Origin of the sequence: Leptotrichia wadei (assembly GCF_007990445.1) — a bacterium.
Classification (GTDB): domain Bacteria; phylum Fusobacteriota; class Fusobacteriia; order Fusobacteriales; family Leptotrichiaceae; genus Leptotrichia; species Leptotrichia wadei_A.
In genome coordinates, this window is sequence record NZ_AP019841.1 from 2,021,841 (window position 1) to 2,039,378 (window position 17,538).

Genomic DNA, 17,538 nt, shown 5'->3' on the forward strand with positions numbered 1-17,538 from the left:
AAATCAACTGCTATAAATGTGTGATGTAGTCCTGCCCAATTTCTTTTGGACTTGCTTTTCCTTCATCTGCAAGGGAAAATCTCATTCTAGTCGCACAGTGAGTAACTGCCACAACATTTTCTTTTCCACCGATAAGTTCCAGCAACTTAACGGCGTCATTATGATATTTGCTCATAAAAGATTCCTCCCATAATATAAATTATAATAAAATATTTTTTTATAACGTTATTTATTATAACTTATTTTTGCACAAAGTCAACACTATTTTAGAAAAAACTATAACTTTAATTTTAAAATTAATAAATATTAACTTCTTTATATCAAAAAGTTATATTATTTCCAAATTTATCAAGAATTTTTTGGTAAATAAAAAACTGCAATATTATAAAATAAAGCAGTTCTTAAGAGAGTTAAATTTTTAGTTCATTTCAAATTCAATATAAACAGTTTTTGAAATATTTAGTTTTTTTGGAGAAATTACAATGTTTCTTCTTGATGACTCATCTAAAAGTTCTCTGTCTGACTTTTTTAAATCTTCTTCATCATAATCGGCACTCATATTATAACTATAGTTATAATCCCTGTAAGGATGAATTACTCCATTTGATTTATCAGTTATTGTAACTGGGTTTTTTAAGTTTAAGTCTGTTTTTCCCAAAATAACTTGTGCTTTCTTCAAGGCTTCCTTGTAGGCATTTTCATAAAGTTCATTTTCCAATTGCTGTTTATTGTCAATATCATATTCAATGCTTCCATTTGTTCCAATACCAAGAGCATTTGCCACACTTATTATATTCCCAAGGTTTTTCAGATCTCTTGTTTCAACTTCAATGTCGTGTGAAACTACTTGAACATCTTTTCTCTTACTTGTCCGTTTTTCAAGGCTGATTTCCTTATTGTCATAACCTGAAATTTTTACTGTATTTACAGGAATTCCAGCTCTTCCTAATTTTTGCTGAATATCGTTAAATCTTGCCATTGCATTTTGATATGCCTGCTTATTTGTTGCATTTTGTGATTCAATGGTAAAAATGTATGTACCGTTTTTACTTCTATTTAAAGAATAGATTTTTTCATTTGCAAGTACATTCATAAAGTTTTTCAATGTATCAAGCGAGATTTTATCAACTTCTACAGAAAGTTTAGTCTGATATTCTTTTTTCCCCTTATTTTCAATTACAGTATCCCAATTATAAGTTTCATAAGTGGAATATCCTGTTGAATTAATCTTGCTGTACTTTGTCCCAGTCTGAGCAAGCAATCTTTTGTATCTTTCCAAAATTTGCGAATTTTCAGCACTCGCCTTATCTAAACTTTCATTTTCTGTCCGAATCGTAAGAACAATTTTTGCTGAATTTGGTGCAATTTCTTTTTTTGAAACTCCTCTAACCTGTATTCTTTTTCCAGTAATTTCACTATCTGAAAATGATAATACTGAAAAAACTATCATAAGTAATGCTATTATTCTTTTCATTTTAAAATTCCTTTCTCAATTTCAATTTTTATAAAAATTAAAATATTATATTTACTGGCTTTATAATTATCCACATAAAACTGAACATTTTTATTTTCACTTTAAATTATTTCATCTCATACATAACCGATATATTCTGTGTCAATTTTAACGGTTTTGGAGTATAATCAACCCTAGATTTGCCAGCTCGCATTGACATAGGTGCAGGCATTGCCACTTCCTTAGCCTCAAGTCTATTAAGTCCTAGTGTTGGTCCATCATAAGCCACACTCCAGTCCTGATCAATCCTGTCAATCATCTTTTGCTGAAATTCCACATCTTCACTTACAATAATAGGTTCTCCCAGCTTCATCTTGCTCGAACGTAAGATGCTTTCTGCTTTCTGCTTTGTCTGATTATAAGCATCTTTATACATTTCTGACTCAATTCTGTCTTTATCTGACAAGTCAAAATTAATTGAACCGTTTATGTTTATTCCGTTGTCATCGGCAATTGAAATTATTGTATTAAGTTCCTTTATATTTTTTGTTGTAAGTACAAATTCATCTGTAACATAGTAAACATCTTTTTTTGTACCTTTATTTTCTGTATAATTTTCCTTTATTTCATAATCACTCAAAATAATATCATTTTCAGGGATTCCGGCTGAAACTAGCTTTCTTCTGGAAGTATTAAGTTTGTTAAACACTTTATTTAAAGCCTGGTCAACTGTTGTTCCATTTTCATTTATATTAAATGCAAATGTATTTTCATCAAAATTTTTCTGAATACTTTGTAAATTATCTCCATCTTCCAAGTCAATTAATGCTGAAATCTTGTTAAAATCTGTATTTTTCACAAGCATCTCCATTTTCACATCATAAGAAGTTGGCTTTTTCTCAGCTTTTTTCACATTCTTGCCTGGAACTGTCTTTACATCCAAAATATCCTCATCATCTTCATATTCCGTCCCTTTTCTATTATAAAATGCTGTTGTTTCCAGATTTTCCAGTGATATTCTTCTAGCTTTCAAATCATTCTTAAATTTCTCAACTTTTTTATTTACCTCATTTGTTGCCTGATTTAAGTTTTTCCCCTTCACTTCAACTTTAAAATTAATTTTTGCTAAATCTGGCATAATTTCCCTTTCTGCATTACCCGTAACACTAATTTTTCTCACAAGATTTTCATTCGCTCCAAATGAAAATACACTTAACAGAGAAAATAGCGCAATTGCTACTTTTTTCATTTTTCCCTCCATAATTTCACTTGATTATTTATTTTCCAAATTTTTATTTTCTAAATTAAGTATAACACGATAAAATTAAAAGTAAATGAGAAATTTTATTTTTATTTTAAGATTTTTTATAAAAAATAATATATATCATTTTTTCAATATTTATGGTATTATATAAAATAAAGAATTATAAATAAAAATAACGAGGTGAAAAATGGCCACACAATATAAATTTAGTTATGCTAAAACTTTTAAAACTGTTATTGTAGTGATTTGTCTAGTTACACTAGCAATATTTGGAAAAGATGTTTTTGAACGTCATTTTTTTAACACTAGACTTACTGTTATTCCTGATGTTACAGGGCTTGACAAGAAAGAAGCGATAAAATACTTGAAGGAAGCTGGATTAAAAGTCAAGGTTATTAATTCCAAAACAGAAAAGGTACCGCTAGATACGGTGTATAATCAGGATCCACGATCTGGGAAGGAAGTAAAAGTAAACAGAGTTGTAAGAATCTGGGTTAATAATGGGGAAGATGTAAAAGTCCCTAATATTATTGGATTGGAACTGCTTGAGGCAAGATCTCGGCTAAAAGGGTTAAATATTCAAATTGAAACAATTGATTATTATCCATCTAACCAAAAATACAACACTATTTTGGGAGTTTATCCAAAACCAGGTACAAAACTGGAAATTAACCAGAAAATATCAATACTTGTTTCTTCACAGCAAATGATAGATCCATCAGTTATGCCAAATATAACAGGACTTGATTTAAATGATGCAAGAGAAGTGTTAAAGCAAATTGGACTTGAAATTAGCTCAATATCTCAAACAAATGATCCAACATTGCCGGTAAATACAATTATTTCTACAAATCCTGCAGCTGGAACAAAAATACAGCGTGGACAGAAAGTATCTGTTGTAATAAATAATGGAGCGAGTGCAAAAAAACGTGCTAAATCAAATGAAGAAATTATTAATCGTTCTCGAGATAATATAAATGAGAAAGAAATTGAAAAAACTATTGATGATACAATAAATCAAATAGACAATAATACTCAAAAAACTCCTCAACAAAATGACAAGCAGCAAAATAACGGTAACACACCTGCTTCTCCGCCTAATAATTCAAATAATGGTGGAACTTCCAGCGAACCAAATACTGGCGGTGGAGACGATGATGACTAGAAATATAAAAATTAGATTTGCTATCTAAATTATAAATTAAATATAGAAAAATAAAGAAAGGAGACGGGAGTTATTTTAAGGCTTCATTAAACTTGGTTCAATAACTATGTAATTTTATTATCAAGGGGTCAAGGCCCCTTGTTACTATATAGTTATTCTATAAACTACAGATTTTAAAATTTCTCCCAAATATTTTTATAAAAGGAAAAGTTATTAGAAAAATAAAGGGATTTTACTATGTTCTAGATGAAAATTCCAAAAATTTAAGTGAAGAAAATATTTATGAATGTAAATTACGTGGAACGCTAAAAATGAAAAATAACAAAATGAATTGTATAATCGGTGATATGGTAGAATTTGATGAAAAAGAAAAAGTTATTGAAAAAATTGAGAAAAGGAAAAACTTTTTATATCGCCCGCTTATTGCAAATATTGATTTTATTGGTATTTTATTTGCAATAAAAAGTCCAGACTTTGATTTTACAAATTTTCAGAAAATGCTTTTGAATGCAAATTCTCAAAATATTCCAGTTGTGCTAATCTTATCTAAAATTGACTTGGCTTCACAAGAAGAACTGGAAGAATTTTTTAATAAATTCAAAAAAATTTTTAAAGAGGCAATTTCCATTTTTCCAATTTCTACCGAAACAAAAACTGGACTTTCAGAATTAAAGCAATACATAAATGAAAAATCCGTCGTAGTTTCAGGACCATCTGGAGCTGGAAAATCAACGCTTATTAACACTTTAATTGGAGAAGAAGTATTAACTACAAATGATGTCAGCGGAAAAACTGGAAAAGGACGGCACACAACGATAGAGAGCCGATTTTTTATGACAGCTCCCCACTCTTATCTAATAGATACGCCTGGATTTTCAACGCTGGACTTTCCAAAACTGGAAAATAAAAAGGGATTGGAAAAATTATTTCCAGAATTTCTGGAATTTATTCCTAACTGTAAATTCCGTGACTGTATTCACGTAAATGAGCCAAATTGTGCAATAAAGGAAAATGTGGAAAATGGAAATATTTCAAGGGAACGATACGATTTTTACCTGTATTCGCTAGAAAATATAAAATTTTTAAAGTATACTTAAATAATTTTCATTTGAATAAATATTACTAAAGAAAAGAGTTGATTTTTATGGATAAAAAGGTTATAATATCGCCTTCTCTGCTTGCTGCGGATTTCAGTAAATTAAGGGAAGAAATCGCAGAAGTGGAAAAATTTGGAGCAGAATATCTGCATTTGGATGTTATGGATGGGAACTTTGTGCCAAATATCAGTTATGGAGCTCCTGTTATTTCATCTTTAAGAAAGCATAGCAATCTTGTATTTGATGTTCATTTAATGGTAAATGAGCCTGATTATCTGATAAAGGATTTTGCACAGTTTTCTGATATTATCACAGTTCATGCTGAAGCTGTAAAACACTTGAACAGAACAATTCAGCTGATAAAATCTTTTGGGAAAAAAGTAGGAGTTGCACTAAATCCTTCTACTCCGCTAGATATTTTAAAATATGAATTAAAAAATATTGACATGGTGCTAATTATGACTGTAAATCCTGGCTTTGGCGGTCAAAAATTTATTCCCGAAATGGTTCAGAAAATAAAGGACTTGCGAGAAATTGATAAAAATATTGACATTGAAGTGGATGGCGGAATAAACAATGAAACTGCAAAACTTGTGAAGGAAGCCGGAGCAAATATTTTAGTTGCAGGTTCATATATTTTTAGTGGAAATTACAAGGAAAAAATTGAATCTTTAAAATAAAGAAAAAAACAAAAAAAAATTAAGAAAGGGGAAAATCAAAATGTATGAGAAAATTGAAAATCTATTAGACAACTTTTATAAAACATACTATAAAATTGAAGAAATTAACTTAAATCAGGTAATAAAGTGCTTGACAACATCGGAACTGCATATCATTGAAGCAATTGGAGAAAATGAAATTACAATGAATGAACTTTCTGATAAATTGGGCATTACAATGGGAACAGCTTCTGTTGCTGTAAACAAATTAACTGAAAAGCAATTTCTAGAACGTTCTCGGTCGAATACCGACAGACGTAAAGTTTTTGTTAAACTGACTCAAAAGGGAGAGGTTGCCTTAAATTATCACGGTAATTTCCATTCGACTATCTTAGAAAAAATAACAGAGGATATTCCAAAGGAAAAATTAGATACATTTGTTGAAGTTTTTGAAACAATTATGAGAAACCTTAATAAAGTCAAAAAGGACATCCAGCCTGAATCAATCTTGAATTTTGAAAAGGGCGATTTAGTTCAAGTATCTTCAATCAAGGGAAGCACAGCCATTAGAAAATATTTGAACGAAAAAGGTGTTGTAATAAAATCGCTAATCAAAATTTTAAATATTGATAAATATTTAATAAATATGATTGTTGATGGAGATGAAAAGGTACTAAATGTTGAGGATGCTGAAAATATCATGGTTAGAAAAAATGCACTTTAAAAAATAACTGAAAAAATATAAAAATAAAAAAGGAGGGAAATATGCTCTATTTAGATGGAATTGGAATTTCATTTCTTGTAAAGGAAATAAAGGAAAAAATATTACGATATAAATTGACAAAAATTTTTCAATATGACAGAGTGTCATTTTCACTCTTTTTTGGAAAAAATAACCTGCTTTTTCAAGTAAAGGATAATTCAACAATTTTTTATTTAAAAGATGAAAAAGATCCAAATACTGACTTCCAGTCAAAATTTCTGCTTTCATTAAAAAAGTACCTGCAAAATTCTATTTTAATTAATATTAGACAGGAAGGCTTTGACAGGATTGTATATTTTGACTTTGAAAAGTTAAATCAATTTGGAGATGTGGAAAAGTATACGTTAATTATTGAAATTATGGGAAAGGCAAGTAATATTTTCCTGACTTGTAAAGATAAAATTCTGTCTGCACTTTTTTTTACTTCGATTGATGTTGGAAACCGTGTTATTATGACTGGAGCAAAGTACACATTGCCTTTTGAGGAAAAAAAGATTTCGCCAATTTATTTGGAAAAGGAAAATTTTCCATTTGAAACAGAAACTTTTTTGGAAAAGATTGAAGGTGCTGGGCGTGCTTTTGCGTTACAGTGTTCACAAGATTATGATGTTTTTAAAAAATATCTGTCTAGTTACAAACCTGTAATGTATGAAATATTAAATCGTGGAAAAATTCAGAAAGTTCTGACTTATAATGAGTTTTCAGAATTTAGTCAGAAGGAAAATACTAATTTAGAAAATAATCCAGAAAATAAAAATAACAGAAAATATTTTGAAACTTTGAATGAAGGCTTAAATGCTTATTTTAAAACAACAATTACTTCCAATGTCATTAGTGAAAAAAAGAAAAGTTTGTTAAAATATGTTGATTCGCAAATAAAAAAATTCAAAAAAATAGAAAAAAATATAAAAGTTGACTTGAAAAAAAATGAAAATTTTGAAAATTATAAAAATATCGGAGATATTTTGGCGGCAAATATGCACCAGATAAAATATGGAATGAAAAAAGTTACAGTTTTTGATTTTTATAATAATCAGGAAATTACGATAAATCTTGATCCGCTTTTATCTCCAAATGATAATTTAAATTTTTATTATAATAAGTATAATAAAGGAAAACGTACTATTTCAGCCTTAAATATAAGATTTTCCGACATTCAGGATGAAATAAAATATTTTGAAGAAATAAAAATGTTCATTGAAAAGGAAAATGATTTTATTGGGATTGAAGAAATTGAAAATGAACTGAATTTATCAGATAATGGAAATAAAATAAAAAATAAAATTAAATTGAATAAAACAAAAAAACGTGAATTATTGTCATTTGACTATAAAGGTTTTCAAATCTTTGTTGGAAGAAATAATAAAGAGAATGAGGAAATATCCTTTTCTAAAGGGCAGCCAAACGATATATGGATGCATATAAAGGATATTCCTGGAAGCCATGTTCTTATTTTACGAAATAATCAAGAACTTCCTGAAGATGCTTTAATTTATGCCGCAAATCTCGCTTGTGAATATTCTAAAGCAAAAAAAGGCGATAAAGTTACAGTTGATTACTGTGAAAGAAAATTTGTCAAGAAAATAAAGAATAGTAAGCCTGGAAATGTGACTTATACTAATTTTCATTCATTATTAGTTAATGTTACAGAAAAATCTCTTTAAAAAATATTTTCTAAAATTAGATTATTATGTATCTTTCCTTTTAATCAAAAAAATGTTTTTACTGCTTATTGACAAATGCCAAAAACTGTTGTAAAATTAAAGTAATGATATTTAAGGAGGACTAATAATGGCAAGTAAAACAGTTACTATGACAAATCCTACAGGATTACATACAAGACCAGGTGGAGTATTTGTTGCTAAAGCAAAAGAATTTGAAAGTAAAGTAGAAGTTGAAAATGAAGGGAAAAAAGTAAACGGAAAATCTTTATTGAAATTATTATCAATTGGAATTAAAAACGGTTCAGAAGTTACAGTTCACGCTGAAGGGCCTGATGCTGAACAAGCAGTTGAAGTATTAGGAGAATTGTTAGCAACTATTAGAGACTAATAAATTCATTTAAAATTACGCCAAGAAATCTATGTTTTTAAAAATTTCTTTTTTAGACATTTGATGAATGGCGTTTTTTTATTTAAAAAAATAATAAAAATAAGACTGCATGCAGCAGAATTAAAAGATCTGATAAAAAAAATAAGGAAATAGCTGAAATTTTACACTATTTCCTTTTATAGTAAAACTTATTAAAAATAGAACTCAAAAACTATAATTATTTTACTCAAGCCCTAAATTTATTAGGATTTCTCATTTATTTAATTTATCGTATCTTTTTGCCAATTGCAATGCTCTGTCTTTTGTTATTGATAATCTATCACTAGCGGCAAGTTCCCCAGCCATTCTTGGTCCTTCTTCTGCCTCATATTTATCGTACGCCTTCTGAACTTTAGTTTCTCTATCCTTTTTCCATTTTTGCTGTTCAGCTTTAAATTTTACTTTTTCCTTTGCTGGCAGTTTTTTTAGAATCAAATCATAGACTTTATTCATTTCTTTTTCCCATTCAGTATCCAAATCTAGTGAAGCATTTATCATATCAGCTCTTACTCCACTATCCCATCCAGCCTGTGCTTTTTCTTCTAAAGTTTTCATTCTTTTTGTCAATTCATTTTCATATTTCCCTGCAAATGCAACAGCTCCTAAAAGTAATAATCCTGCTATTAATAATTTTCTCATTTTTTATCAACTCCTATTTTTTGTATTTTGCATTAAATCACAAACCTCTTTTTTAATCAACTTAATTTTCAACAAAATTCAGATATTAATTATATCCTGTTGGACAATAATCCTTTAATATATATGGAAAAATTATATTCCCGTCCTTATCAATTTCAACCATTGTTTGAAGTTTTGTATCAAAAGTAAATCTTCTGTCATCTCCAGTATCTTTAGTTCCATATTCAACGGTAAATCCATTTTTTGCTACAGTTATAGGTTCGTCCCATCCGCCGTCATCCTCGCCACGTAAATACCACTTTTCATTTTTTTTAAATATTTCAAGACCTTGATATTTTCCTGCTGCTTTTTCCAAATTATGTTTTCCATCTGTAGTAACTTTTATCGCAAATGCTGGTATCACAGCTAACGCCATAATTAAAAACAATACTTTTTTAATAATTATTACCTGCTCTTTCTGTTTAAATTTATCATTTCTTAATCACAACTTATTTATACAGTTTATAATAATCACGGTATAATTTATACATTTCAGGATTATCTTCAGGGAAATCTTTCAAATGTTCAGGATCATCAATTTTATCATGATTTTCTCGTACAATACTAATTATTCTTTTCGTTTTTCTATTCAAAATTACTGGATCTTTTAATTTTGTATCGTATCCAACACAGATATATTCATCACAAAGCACATTTTTTTCCTTAACTGCATTTGTAATTCGTGGCGACTCATTTTCATCTCCAGTATCAGAAGCGTAATCCCAGAACTGATAATTCCCGTTTTTCAATTTTTTGATTTCTATTGAAGTATCATCTGCTGATATCTCTCTTTTCAGCAATATTTCCTCATGCAGTTTTCCATCGCTTGTGAAAGGCAAATCATAACCTTTGTAACTAAATTCTTCTTCTGAAAACCCAATGACTCCCATCAATAGCAATAATGCCATAATAATTTTTTTCATTTTCGTTCCCTCCGCTTTCTATTTTTTCTTCTTTGTTTATTTTTTCACTAATAATATATCATAACTTTATTAAAGAAAAATGAGAGTTTTTATTTTACTTATTATTTTTCTAGTCTGCTTTTACTGTTTCATAAACTTTATTTTTATCTCTTATTTCATATACATCCTTTTCATGATTATATTTCATGCCAAAACTTTCATAATCAGCACCCGCTAAAATTTTACCTTTAAAATAAACATTTCTTCTTCCTTTTGCATATTCAGTATCGCCATATGCACTAAACTGATGGCTTTCTGCTTTTTCAAGTTTTTTAAATGCACCTTCATCTGTATCTAAGTAATAAACTACATTATACTTATTTATATATTTGTCATTATATGTCGATAAATTATATGGATCAACCTTAGGAGCATCTTTTATTTTTACAAGTTTATGATTTTTTACAAAATACATACTGTCCTTATCGTGATACAAGTTAGTTTTGATTGCTAACTGTGAAAGATTTTCAATATCCACTTCCTTACCGTCTATCGGAACTATACTTCCGTCTTTCTCAACAATGTAAAATCCATTTTTATCTTCTATAAGAAAATTGTCAACTAATCTGCTTATTTTCTTAAATGTTTTTACATCTATACCTTTTAATTTCTTATTTTCATAATAGACATTGTTTTTATCTTTTGAATAATATCCATTTACTACAGATCCAAAATCATATGTTAATTCAAATGTGTTTTTATCTGCTCCTTCTATTTTTTTATTTCCATAGTAAACATTATTTTTATCCTTTATATAAGGAAGTTCTATTATCTTAATAGTGTCTCTATCAACACCCAATATTTTCTTACCCCCAAAATAAATATTATTTTTATCTTTTGAAAAACCATCACTTCCTATTTGGAATGTAGGTAAATCTGCTCCTATTATTTTTCTATTTGAATAATAAATATTGTTTTTATCTTTTGAATACAATTGATTTATCACTTCATACGTCTGAGGATCATACGGTAATTTTTCCAGTACCAAATTATCACTATCTCCATCAATATTGTAAATTCCATTTTTATCTTTTAGATATCGACGCGCACTCCCGCTAATATTTATAATTTGAAAAGTAATCGGATCTATTCCTTCTAATTTTTTCCACCCTCTATTTTCCCAGACATAAACTCCATTTTTATCTTTTGCATATACAGCATCTATTTCCTGAAATGTTGCTTTATCTATTTTTGGATTACTTCCTGCATAACTTATATTTACTGATAAAATCATAATTACAAATATTTTAAAAACTTTATTTTTCATAACTAATGTTTCTCCTTCATTATTTTTTTAATCTGTAAATATTATTTATTATTTAATAAATCATATCTTTTTGCCAATTCTAAAGTTCTTTTCTCTATTCCACTTGCCCAGGCATTTCCTCCTAGAGTTCCTGATATTGTTCCACCTTCTGACTCTTCAGTACTTTTTTCAACATCTTCCTTAACTTTTTTTAACCATTCTTCCTGCTCTTTTTGCAATTTTGCCTTTTCATTTTCTGATAATTTTGATAATAACAATTCATAAACCTTTTTCATTTCTGTTTCCCATGAATCTCCTAATTTTTGAATTGCATTATTCATGTCTGCTGTCACTCCAGAATCCAAAACTGGCTGAATTTCCTTTTTTACTGCTTCCATTCTTTCCAATATTTGAGTTTCATAACTGCTTTCTGATTTTATGCTGCTTGAAGAAACTGCCGTTGTTTTATTAACTTCTTGCTTTATTTCCGTTTCTTTCGTTTCCTTTTTTTCATCTTTTCCAGATTTTGAACATGCGACAACTCCCATTAATAGTACTGTTAATGTAAAAAATAGTTTTTTCATAAGTTTTTCTCCATTTTTTTATTATTCAATTTTTCATTAATTATTATATCGTAAATTTATTAAAGAAAAATGAGAGTCACAAACAACAACATCTATTGCTATACAATTATTTTTTTGTTCTTTTTTTGCCTATTTCTCTCTCCTTGTTAAATGTACGAATTTTACCATTCAGGATAAATAACTCTCATATCTTCAGGATCTATGAATACTGCCTTTTTCAATTCCACATCATATCCAATGCAGATAGTTTCATCACAAATAGAATTTTTTTTCACTGTTGCTTTTTCAACAGATGCTTCACTGTCAGGCTCCTCAGAAGAACGTACGATTTCATACTCTCCATTTCCTGTTTTTCTTATTTCTAACTCTGTATCTTCCGAAACTATGCTTCTATTTAACAATTTTTCTTCATGTAATTTCCCATCTGTATTAAATTTTAAATCAAGTCCTGCCGCTCCATAACTTATTGCTCCTATTAGCAGTATTGCCATTAATAGCATTTTTTTCATACAAATCTTCCTCCCTGTTTATTTTATTAATATTATACCATATAATTTTTTAAAAAAAATACAATTATAACAATTTTAGTTTAAATGTCATATTTTTATGATTTATTCATCAATCCTTGTATTCCTTGCCTTAAATTGTTTATCCATTTTTTAATTATTTAAATTTTAGCTGATTTTTGAAGTAACATAAATTGAAATGATTGATTTGTCTTGAATTTTTTGGCAAGGGGATTAGAATCCCCTTGTTAATAATAAAATTAATTTTAAATTTATAAATTTAAACTGCTGAATTGATTTATTGCTATTTTTTGAATAAAAAACTGCATTACTTGACTAAAAGACAAGAAGTATTTCTTCCATTTTGTTTAAGCGTCATGTGATTTCCCTTTATATGGATTTTGACATTTTCATCGCTATATTTTTCTCCATTTGAAGATTCAACCCTATTCAACTGCCATTTTTTATATGTTTTCATATCCAAAAGCTGAACTGTTTCATCTGTAATATAATTTACAGTATATATTTTTTTTTTGCAGTTAAATTTTTTAAATACAACTTCCCTGCGTTTATCATTTATAACAGGATTTTTTCTTTTAACAGCTCCATTTAAAACACATCCTATTAATAATATCCCAAATAACATTATTGTTAATTTTTTTGATATTTTCATAAAAATTCCCGCTTTCCCTTTTTTATTTTCAATAAAGTTAAAACATTAAACATTATGAACTCTTACTCCATATCTGAAATATTTTCTCCAGTATGGACTCTTTAACGATGACATTACAACTCCTTTTGAAGATGAAGCATTAATAAAAAGTGTGTTACCAACATAAACTGCTGTATGATTTGTTCTATTTCCAGGCTTAAAGAAAACAATATCTCCCGATCTCAAGTTTTTGGCTGAGACTCTTGTCCCTTGCTTTACTTGCTGTGTTGAAACTCTTGGAAGCTCCTTATTGAAAACTTCACGATAGACTCTACGTGTCAATGCTGAACAATCTATACCCTTTCTAGAATCTCCTCCTAATACATATCTTGTCCCACGCCACTTGCTATAGGAAGTTAAAAGTTTTTTTTCTACAGCCGCTCTTTTTCTTTCTTGAGTTGATCCCGAAGTCATCGCCTTTCTATGTCTTTGTCTTAATTCTGCCATTTTTGTCTCAACAAGATCACTTTTATTTTTCGCAGAAACTCCATAAATTCCGCTATTTCCACTACTATGAGCTTTTTTTACGTTTAAAGGCTTATGAGAAGTTTTAGATTTTACAGTTTTTTTCCCCTTCGATGTTTTTGCATGAAGATTTGTTCCTACAAAAGTTGATAACATACATATCGCAGTCAAAAATTTATTTTTTTTCATATATTTTTTATTCCTTTCAAAATTAGTTTTTATAATATTTTTATCACATTAATTTTATCATTTTAGTGAATTACTCCAGCATTCACATTTATAACTTTTCTTCAATGTTTTATACAAAAATTGTATCATAGATATATACTTTTTTCAATTTTTTTACAAAAAAAGTACACTAAACAAATTTAAAAATTACATTAATTAACTTACTAGACTATAAAAAGGGAGTCAAAACTCCCCTTATTAAATAAATTTGCCTAACTATAATTCAAAATTTTTATTTATTAACTTTTTCAAATGTCAAAGTTTTTCCCTTATCTGTTGTCAAAATCAAAGTTTTTTGATCAGATAACTTAACTTTTTTAGAATTTCCTAAAAGTTCCAAAAATTCCCTTTCAACTTTCATAAGATTTTCAGGGCCTGCCATTCTTGTTGAACCAAGAGGACCAATTTTAATATTATTATCAGTTATTTCACAATTTCCAAAATAATTGTTTATTCCTGAATTTCCATTTATTCTGTTTTCACTAAATGAAATGGTAATACCCTCTTCGCTTTCTGAAATTAATTTGCTGACATCTTTTCCATCCATGTTCAAAAGTTTCCAGCTTGTATCTTGCAACTGTTTATTCAATGTCAAGACTTTAAAAGTCCAGATTTCCTTTTTATTCTTGCTCAAAGTTAAAGTGCTGGCATTATAGCTGATTTTTGGAGAAGATTGTAAAATATCAAAGAAATTTTGTTCAATGCTCATTAATTCTTCTGGACCTGCCATCAAAGTTGTAGCCACGCCAGCTGATAAAGTCGAGTTATTTTTAATTTTATAATTTCCAAAATAATTATTTATCCCAGAAAATCCATTAATTTTGTCGCCTGAAAAATTAATTGTAACTTTACCACCCTTCGGAATTTCAACATTTTTTCCATTTCGATTAATTTGCACCAATTCCCACGAAGTTTCATTTAAGTTATAGATTTTTTTTCTTTTAGAATATGCACTTAAAACAAAGCAATTTAACAAAAAGACTGTAAAAATTCCAATTAAAATAGACATTTTTTTCATTTTAAATACCTCTTTCCTAATTTTTCTTAATTTTATTTCCTTCTTAACTAAAGAATAACATATATTTGTTAAAGAAAAATGAGAAAACGGAAATCTTTACTTTTTATTTTTTCTACCAAGCTGAATTTATTAAAACTTCTTCTCCATATCCACCATTCATTTTTTGAGGATTTGTAGAATTGTAAGCTCTTTGAACTCTTATTCCACGAATTCCTAATTCTCTTGCAGCTAAAATATCATCGTCGCTGTCACCATAGTGGATTGAAACATTATGTTTTTTCATGTAAAATGATTTGTCATATTTGTACCCACCTGTCGGAGTATCAGCTGTGTATTCTACATAAACTTCTTCTGGTAAATCAAAGTATCTTTGCAATGTTTTTGATAATTTTGTTGAAGTATAGTTTTTATCTTTTGAATGTTTTGTTCTTCCTGTAATAAAAAATATGTGATCTCCTCTTTCCAAATGCATTTTAATTAAATCTTTTGCAGATTGTTTTGGAATTGAGTGTTCATCTCCGTTTTCAGCAACATAATCCCAAAATTTTTGATTATACAAATAACTTGCAGCTCCTCTTTTATCTCCTGGAATTTGGAAATGATATTGCCCATAATTAAAATAACCGCTTGAATGCACCAATGTATCATCAATATCAAAACTTACATTAATAGGGCCTTTCCCTTCTAAACTTTTCTTAATGTCATCAACAGATACAAAATGAACAGCCTTCTGAACTTTGTCTGTCGAATAAAATCCTTCGTGAGTATAAGGAACTTTTGGTCCTGCTGCAAATATTACAGATGCAGCAAATAAAAATAATAATGCCTTTTTCATAACATTTCCTCCTATATATTTTTTTTATTTTTTTTATTATCTTATAGGTTCACAGCCTATAAATTCTCCCTTTGCCGTATAAGTACACAAATTTCCCGCTTTTTCTCTTCCATCACCTTTAGGAATCTTGAAATAAGAGCAGCTAGATGATAATACTGCTAAAACTAATGTTAGAAGCATTGTTACCTTTTTCATAGGAAAATCCTCCTCTAAAATAATTTTCATTTAAAATTTTAAAAATTAAATGTAAAAAAAAGATGCTTTCCCGAAAGAAAACATCCCTTAATTTTATATATCAAATACGATAGATTTAACTCTTGTCATGCTTTCTATACTGTATTTTATCCCTTGAACTCCTGCTCCTGAACCTTTAATTCCTAAGAATGGGAAGCTGTCAGGCCCTCTTTGAGTCTTGTTATTTATATGTACTGTTCCTACTTCCAATTTTTCAGCAATTTCAAATGCTAATGGGAAATTTTTTGTAAATACTGCTGATTGAAGTCCATATTCTGATTTATTTGCAATTTCTACTGCTTCATCTACAGATTTTACTCTGATAATTGGCAATACTGGTCCAAATGGTTCTTCCCAGGCGATTCTCATATCAGTTGTTACGTTGTCAAAAACTACTGGCCAGATTAGATTTTTTTCTCTTTTTACTGTTGTTAATGCTTTTGCACCTTTTTCTTGTGCATCTTTTATTAATCCTTCGATAAAGTCTGCTGATGGAGTATCAATTACTGTTGTAATGTCAGCATTGTCAAAAGGATCTCCAACAGTTAATTTTTCAACTTTTTCTTTTATCAAGTTTGCTAATTTATCTGCAACTGAATCCATTACAAGTACTCTTTTAATGGCAGTACATCTTTGTCCAGAATAGCTAAATGCTCCTGCTACGATATTTTTAGCGGCATTTTCCAAGTCTGCATCTTCTAATACAATTCCAGCATCTTTTCCACCTAATTCAAGCATAATTGGACGCATTCCAGCAAGTTTTCCGATTTTTTCCCCAATTGGTGTACTTCCTGTAAAATTTATAAAGTTTACTTCTTTGTGTTCAATCAAATAATCTCCGATTTCAGAACCTTTTCCAGTTACAGAGTTAAATACTCCTGCTGGAATTCCAGCTTCTGCAAATACTTGTGTTAATAACAGCCCGCTTATTGATCCTTGTGTAGGCGGTTTGAAAATTACTACATTTCCTCCGATTAAAGCTGGTGCAATTTTAGATGCTGACAGATTTACTGGGTAGTTGAAAGGTGCGATTGCAAGTACAACTCCAACTGGCTCTCTTTTTACAGCTCCATATTTTCTCTTGCTTCCAGCTTCAAATCCACCACCATTTACAAATTCTCCAGTGATTCTAAGCCCTTCTTCTGCAGCGTATCTAATTAAATCAGCAGTTCTCACAACTTCTGAAATAGCGGCTTTAATTCCTTTGGCTACTTCCTTTGCCAAGTTTTCCCCAATTTTATCCTTGTCTCTTTCAAGAATATCAGCAGCCTTATTCAAATATGCGGCTCTTTCTACGGCTGACAATGCTCTCCAAGCAGGCAAAGCCTTTCTGGCAGATTCCATAGCATAATCAACATCTTCTCTTGACATAGCTGGAACTGTTCCAAGTTCTTCCCCGTTTATTGGTGAATAAATAGTTATTGTATTTTTAGAGTCTTTCCACTCTCCATTCACTAAATTTTGATAATTCATCAAAATACCTCCTTATTTTACATATCTTTTATTTTACTGTACACTTTATTTTATCATATATTTTACATAATTAATATAGTTTTTTTCATATATTTTCTATTTTGC

General features: G+C 29.1%; 21 protein-coding genes. 6 read left to right on the forward strand and 15 right to left on the reverse strand.

Annotated features, from left to right (window positions below):
• Positions 1-10: 10 nt before the first annotated feature.
• From FVE74_RS09565 to FVE74_RS09575, 3 genes are all read right to left on the reverse strand, one after another.
• The gene (locus FVE74_RS09565) at positions 11-175 is read right to left on the reverse strand and encodes a PTS transporter subunit EIIB (protein ID WP_147004308.1); all 165 of its coding nucleotides are present in this window, start codon (positions 173-175) and stop codon (positions 11-13) included.
• Between the two features lie 243 nt (positions 176-418).
• Complete coding sequence (locus FVE74_RS09570) at positions 419-1,474, reverse strand: SIMPL domain-containing protein (RefSeq protein WP_147004309.1); 1,056 nt, start codon at positions 1,472-1,474, stop codon at positions 419-421.
• A 106-nt stretch (positions 1,475-1,580) separates the two neighbouring features.
• A complete protein-coding gene (locus tag FVE74_RS09575) occupies positions 1,581-2,702 on the reverse strand; it encodes an SIMPL domain-containing protein (RefSeq protein WP_147004310.1) in 1,122 nt (373 codons plus the stop codon).
• A gap of 202 nt (positions 2,703-2,904) precedes the next feature.
• On the opposite strand from FVE74_RS09575, the gene FVE74_RS09580 reads away from it, so the two are divergent.
• From FVE74_RS09580 to FVE74_RS09605, 6 genes are all read left to right on the forward strand, one after another.
• Entirely contained in the window at positions 2,905-3,882 is a 978-nt protein-coding gene (locus FVE74_RS09580) for a PASTA domain-containing protein (RefSeq protein WP_147004311.1), read from the forward strand.
• A gap of 221 nt (positions 3,883-4,103) precedes the next feature.
• Positions 4,104-4,979, forward strand: coding sequence for a ribosome small subunit-dependent GTPase A (gene rsgA / locus FVE74_RS09585; RefSeq protein ID WP_232054110.1), 876 nt, complete (start codon positions 4,104-4,106; stop codon positions 4,977-4,979).
• 47 nt (positions 4,980-5,026) lie between these two features.
• Positions 5,027-5,659, forward strand: coding sequence for a ribulose-phosphate 3-epimerase (gene rpe, locus FVE74_RS09590; RefSeq protein ID WP_147004313.1), 633 nt, complete (start codon positions 5,027-5,029; stop codon positions 5,657-5,659).
• Between the two features lie 40 nt (positions 5,660-5,699).
• Positions 5,700-6,362 carry a MarR family transcriptional regulator gene (locus tag FVE74_RS09595; protein ID WP_147004314.1) on the forward strand — a complete coding sequence of 221 codons (663 nt, stop codon included), beginning with the start codon at positions 5,700-5,702 and terminating at the stop codon, positions 6,360-6,362.
• Positions 6,363-6,403: 41 nt separating this feature from the next.
• On the forward strand, positions 6,404-8,065 hold the full coding sequence (locus FVE74_RS09600) for an Rqc2 family fibronectin-binding protein (protein ID WP_147004315.1): 1,662 nt from the start codon (positions 6,404-6,406) through the stop codon (positions 8,063-8,065).
• A gap of 127 nt (positions 8,066-8,192) precedes the next feature.
• Positions 8,193-8,453 carry an HPr family phosphocarrier protein gene (locus tag FVE74_RS09605; RefSeq protein ID WP_018450418.1) on the forward strand — a complete coding sequence of 87 codons (261 nt, stop codon included), beginning with the start codon at positions 8,193-8,195 and terminating at the stop codon, positions 8,451-8,453.
• 252 nt (positions 8,454-8,705) lie between these two features.
• Here the strand turns inward: FVE74_RS09605 and FVE74_RS09610 are convergent, their stop codons facing one another.
• The 12 genes from FVE74_RS09610 to FVE74_RS09660 all read right to left on the reverse strand — a co-directional run bounded on the left by FVE74_RS09610 (position 8,706) and on the right by FVE74_RS09660 (position 17,433).
• Positions 8,706-9,131, reverse strand: coding sequence for a lysozyme inhibitor LprI family protein (locus FVE74_RS09610; RefSeq protein ID WP_147004316.1), 426 nt, complete (start codon positions 9,129-9,131; stop codon positions 8,706-8,708).
• An 85-nt stretch (positions 9,132-9,216) separates the two neighbouring features.
• Positions 9,217-9,546, reverse strand: a complete 330-nt coding sequence (locus tag FVE74_RS09615) for a hypothetical protein (protein ID WP_232053956.1) — start codon at positions 9,544-9,546, stop codon at positions 9,217-9,219.
• A gap of 73 nt (positions 9,547-9,619) precedes the next feature.
• Complete coding sequence (locus tag FVE74_RS09620; protein ID WP_147004318.1) at positions 9,620-10,093, reverse strand: hypothetical protein; 474 nt, start codon at positions 10,091-10,093, stop codon at positions 9,620-9,622.
• A gap of 109 nt (positions 10,094-10,202) precedes the next feature.
• Complete coding sequence (locus FVE74_RS09625) at positions 10,203-11,399, reverse strand: DKNYY domain-containing protein (protein WP_147004319.1); 1,197 nt, start codon at positions 11,397-11,399, stop codon at positions 10,203-10,205.
• Positions 11,400-11,440: 41 nt separating this feature from the next.
• On the reverse strand, positions 11,441-11,962 hold the full coding sequence (locus tag FVE74_RS09630) for a lysozyme inhibitor LprI family protein (RefSeq protein ID WP_147004320.1): 522 nt from the start codon (positions 11,960-11,962) through the stop codon (positions 11,441-11,443).
• 161 nt (positions 11,963-12,123) lie between these two features.
• Entirely contained in the window at positions 12,124-12,471 is a 348-nt protein-coding gene (locus tag FVE74_RS09635) for a hypothetical protein (protein WP_147004321.1), read from the reverse strand.
• 325 nt (positions 12,472-12,796) lie between these two features.
• Positions 12,797-13,141, reverse strand: coding sequence for a lysozyme inhibitor (locus tag FVE74_RS09640; RefSeq protein ID WP_147004322.1), 345 nt, complete (start codon positions 13,139-13,141; stop codon positions 12,797-12,799).
• A gap of 45 nt (positions 13,142-13,186) precedes the next feature.
• A complete protein-coding gene (locus tag FVE74_RS09645; RefSeq protein ID WP_147004323.1) occupies positions 13,187-13,834 on the reverse strand; it encodes a C40 family peptidase in 648 nt (215 codons plus the stop codon).
• Between the two features lie 271 nt (positions 13,835-14,105).
• Entirely contained in the window at positions 14,106-14,891 is a 786-nt protein-coding gene (locus FVE74_RS09650; RefSeq protein ID WP_147004324.1) for an META domain-containing protein, read from the reverse strand.
• A 112-nt stretch (positions 14,892-15,003) separates the two neighbouring features.
• Complete coding sequence (aphA, locus tag FVE74_RS09655) at positions 15,004-15,726, reverse strand: acid phosphatase AphA (protein ID WP_147004325.1); 723 nt, start codon at positions 15,724-15,726, stop codon at positions 15,004-15,006.
• A 36-nt stretch (positions 15,727-15,762) separates the two neighbouring features.
• Positions 15,763-15,921 (reverse strand): hypothetical protein, encoded by a 159-nt coding sequence (locus FVE74_RS11590; RefSeq protein WP_172617468.1) that lies wholly within the window; start codon positions 15,919-15,921, stop codon positions 15,763-15,765.
• Between the two features lie 93 nt (positions 15,922-16,014).
• The gene (locus tag FVE74_RS09660; RefSeq protein ID WP_197735152.1) at positions 16,015-17,433 is read right to left on the reverse strand and encodes an NADP-dependent glyceraldehyde-3-phosphate dehydrogenase; all 1,419 of its coding nucleotides are present in this window, start codon (positions 17,431-17,433) and stop codon (positions 16,015-16,017) included.
• Positions 17,434-17,538: the final 105 nt, after the last annotated feature.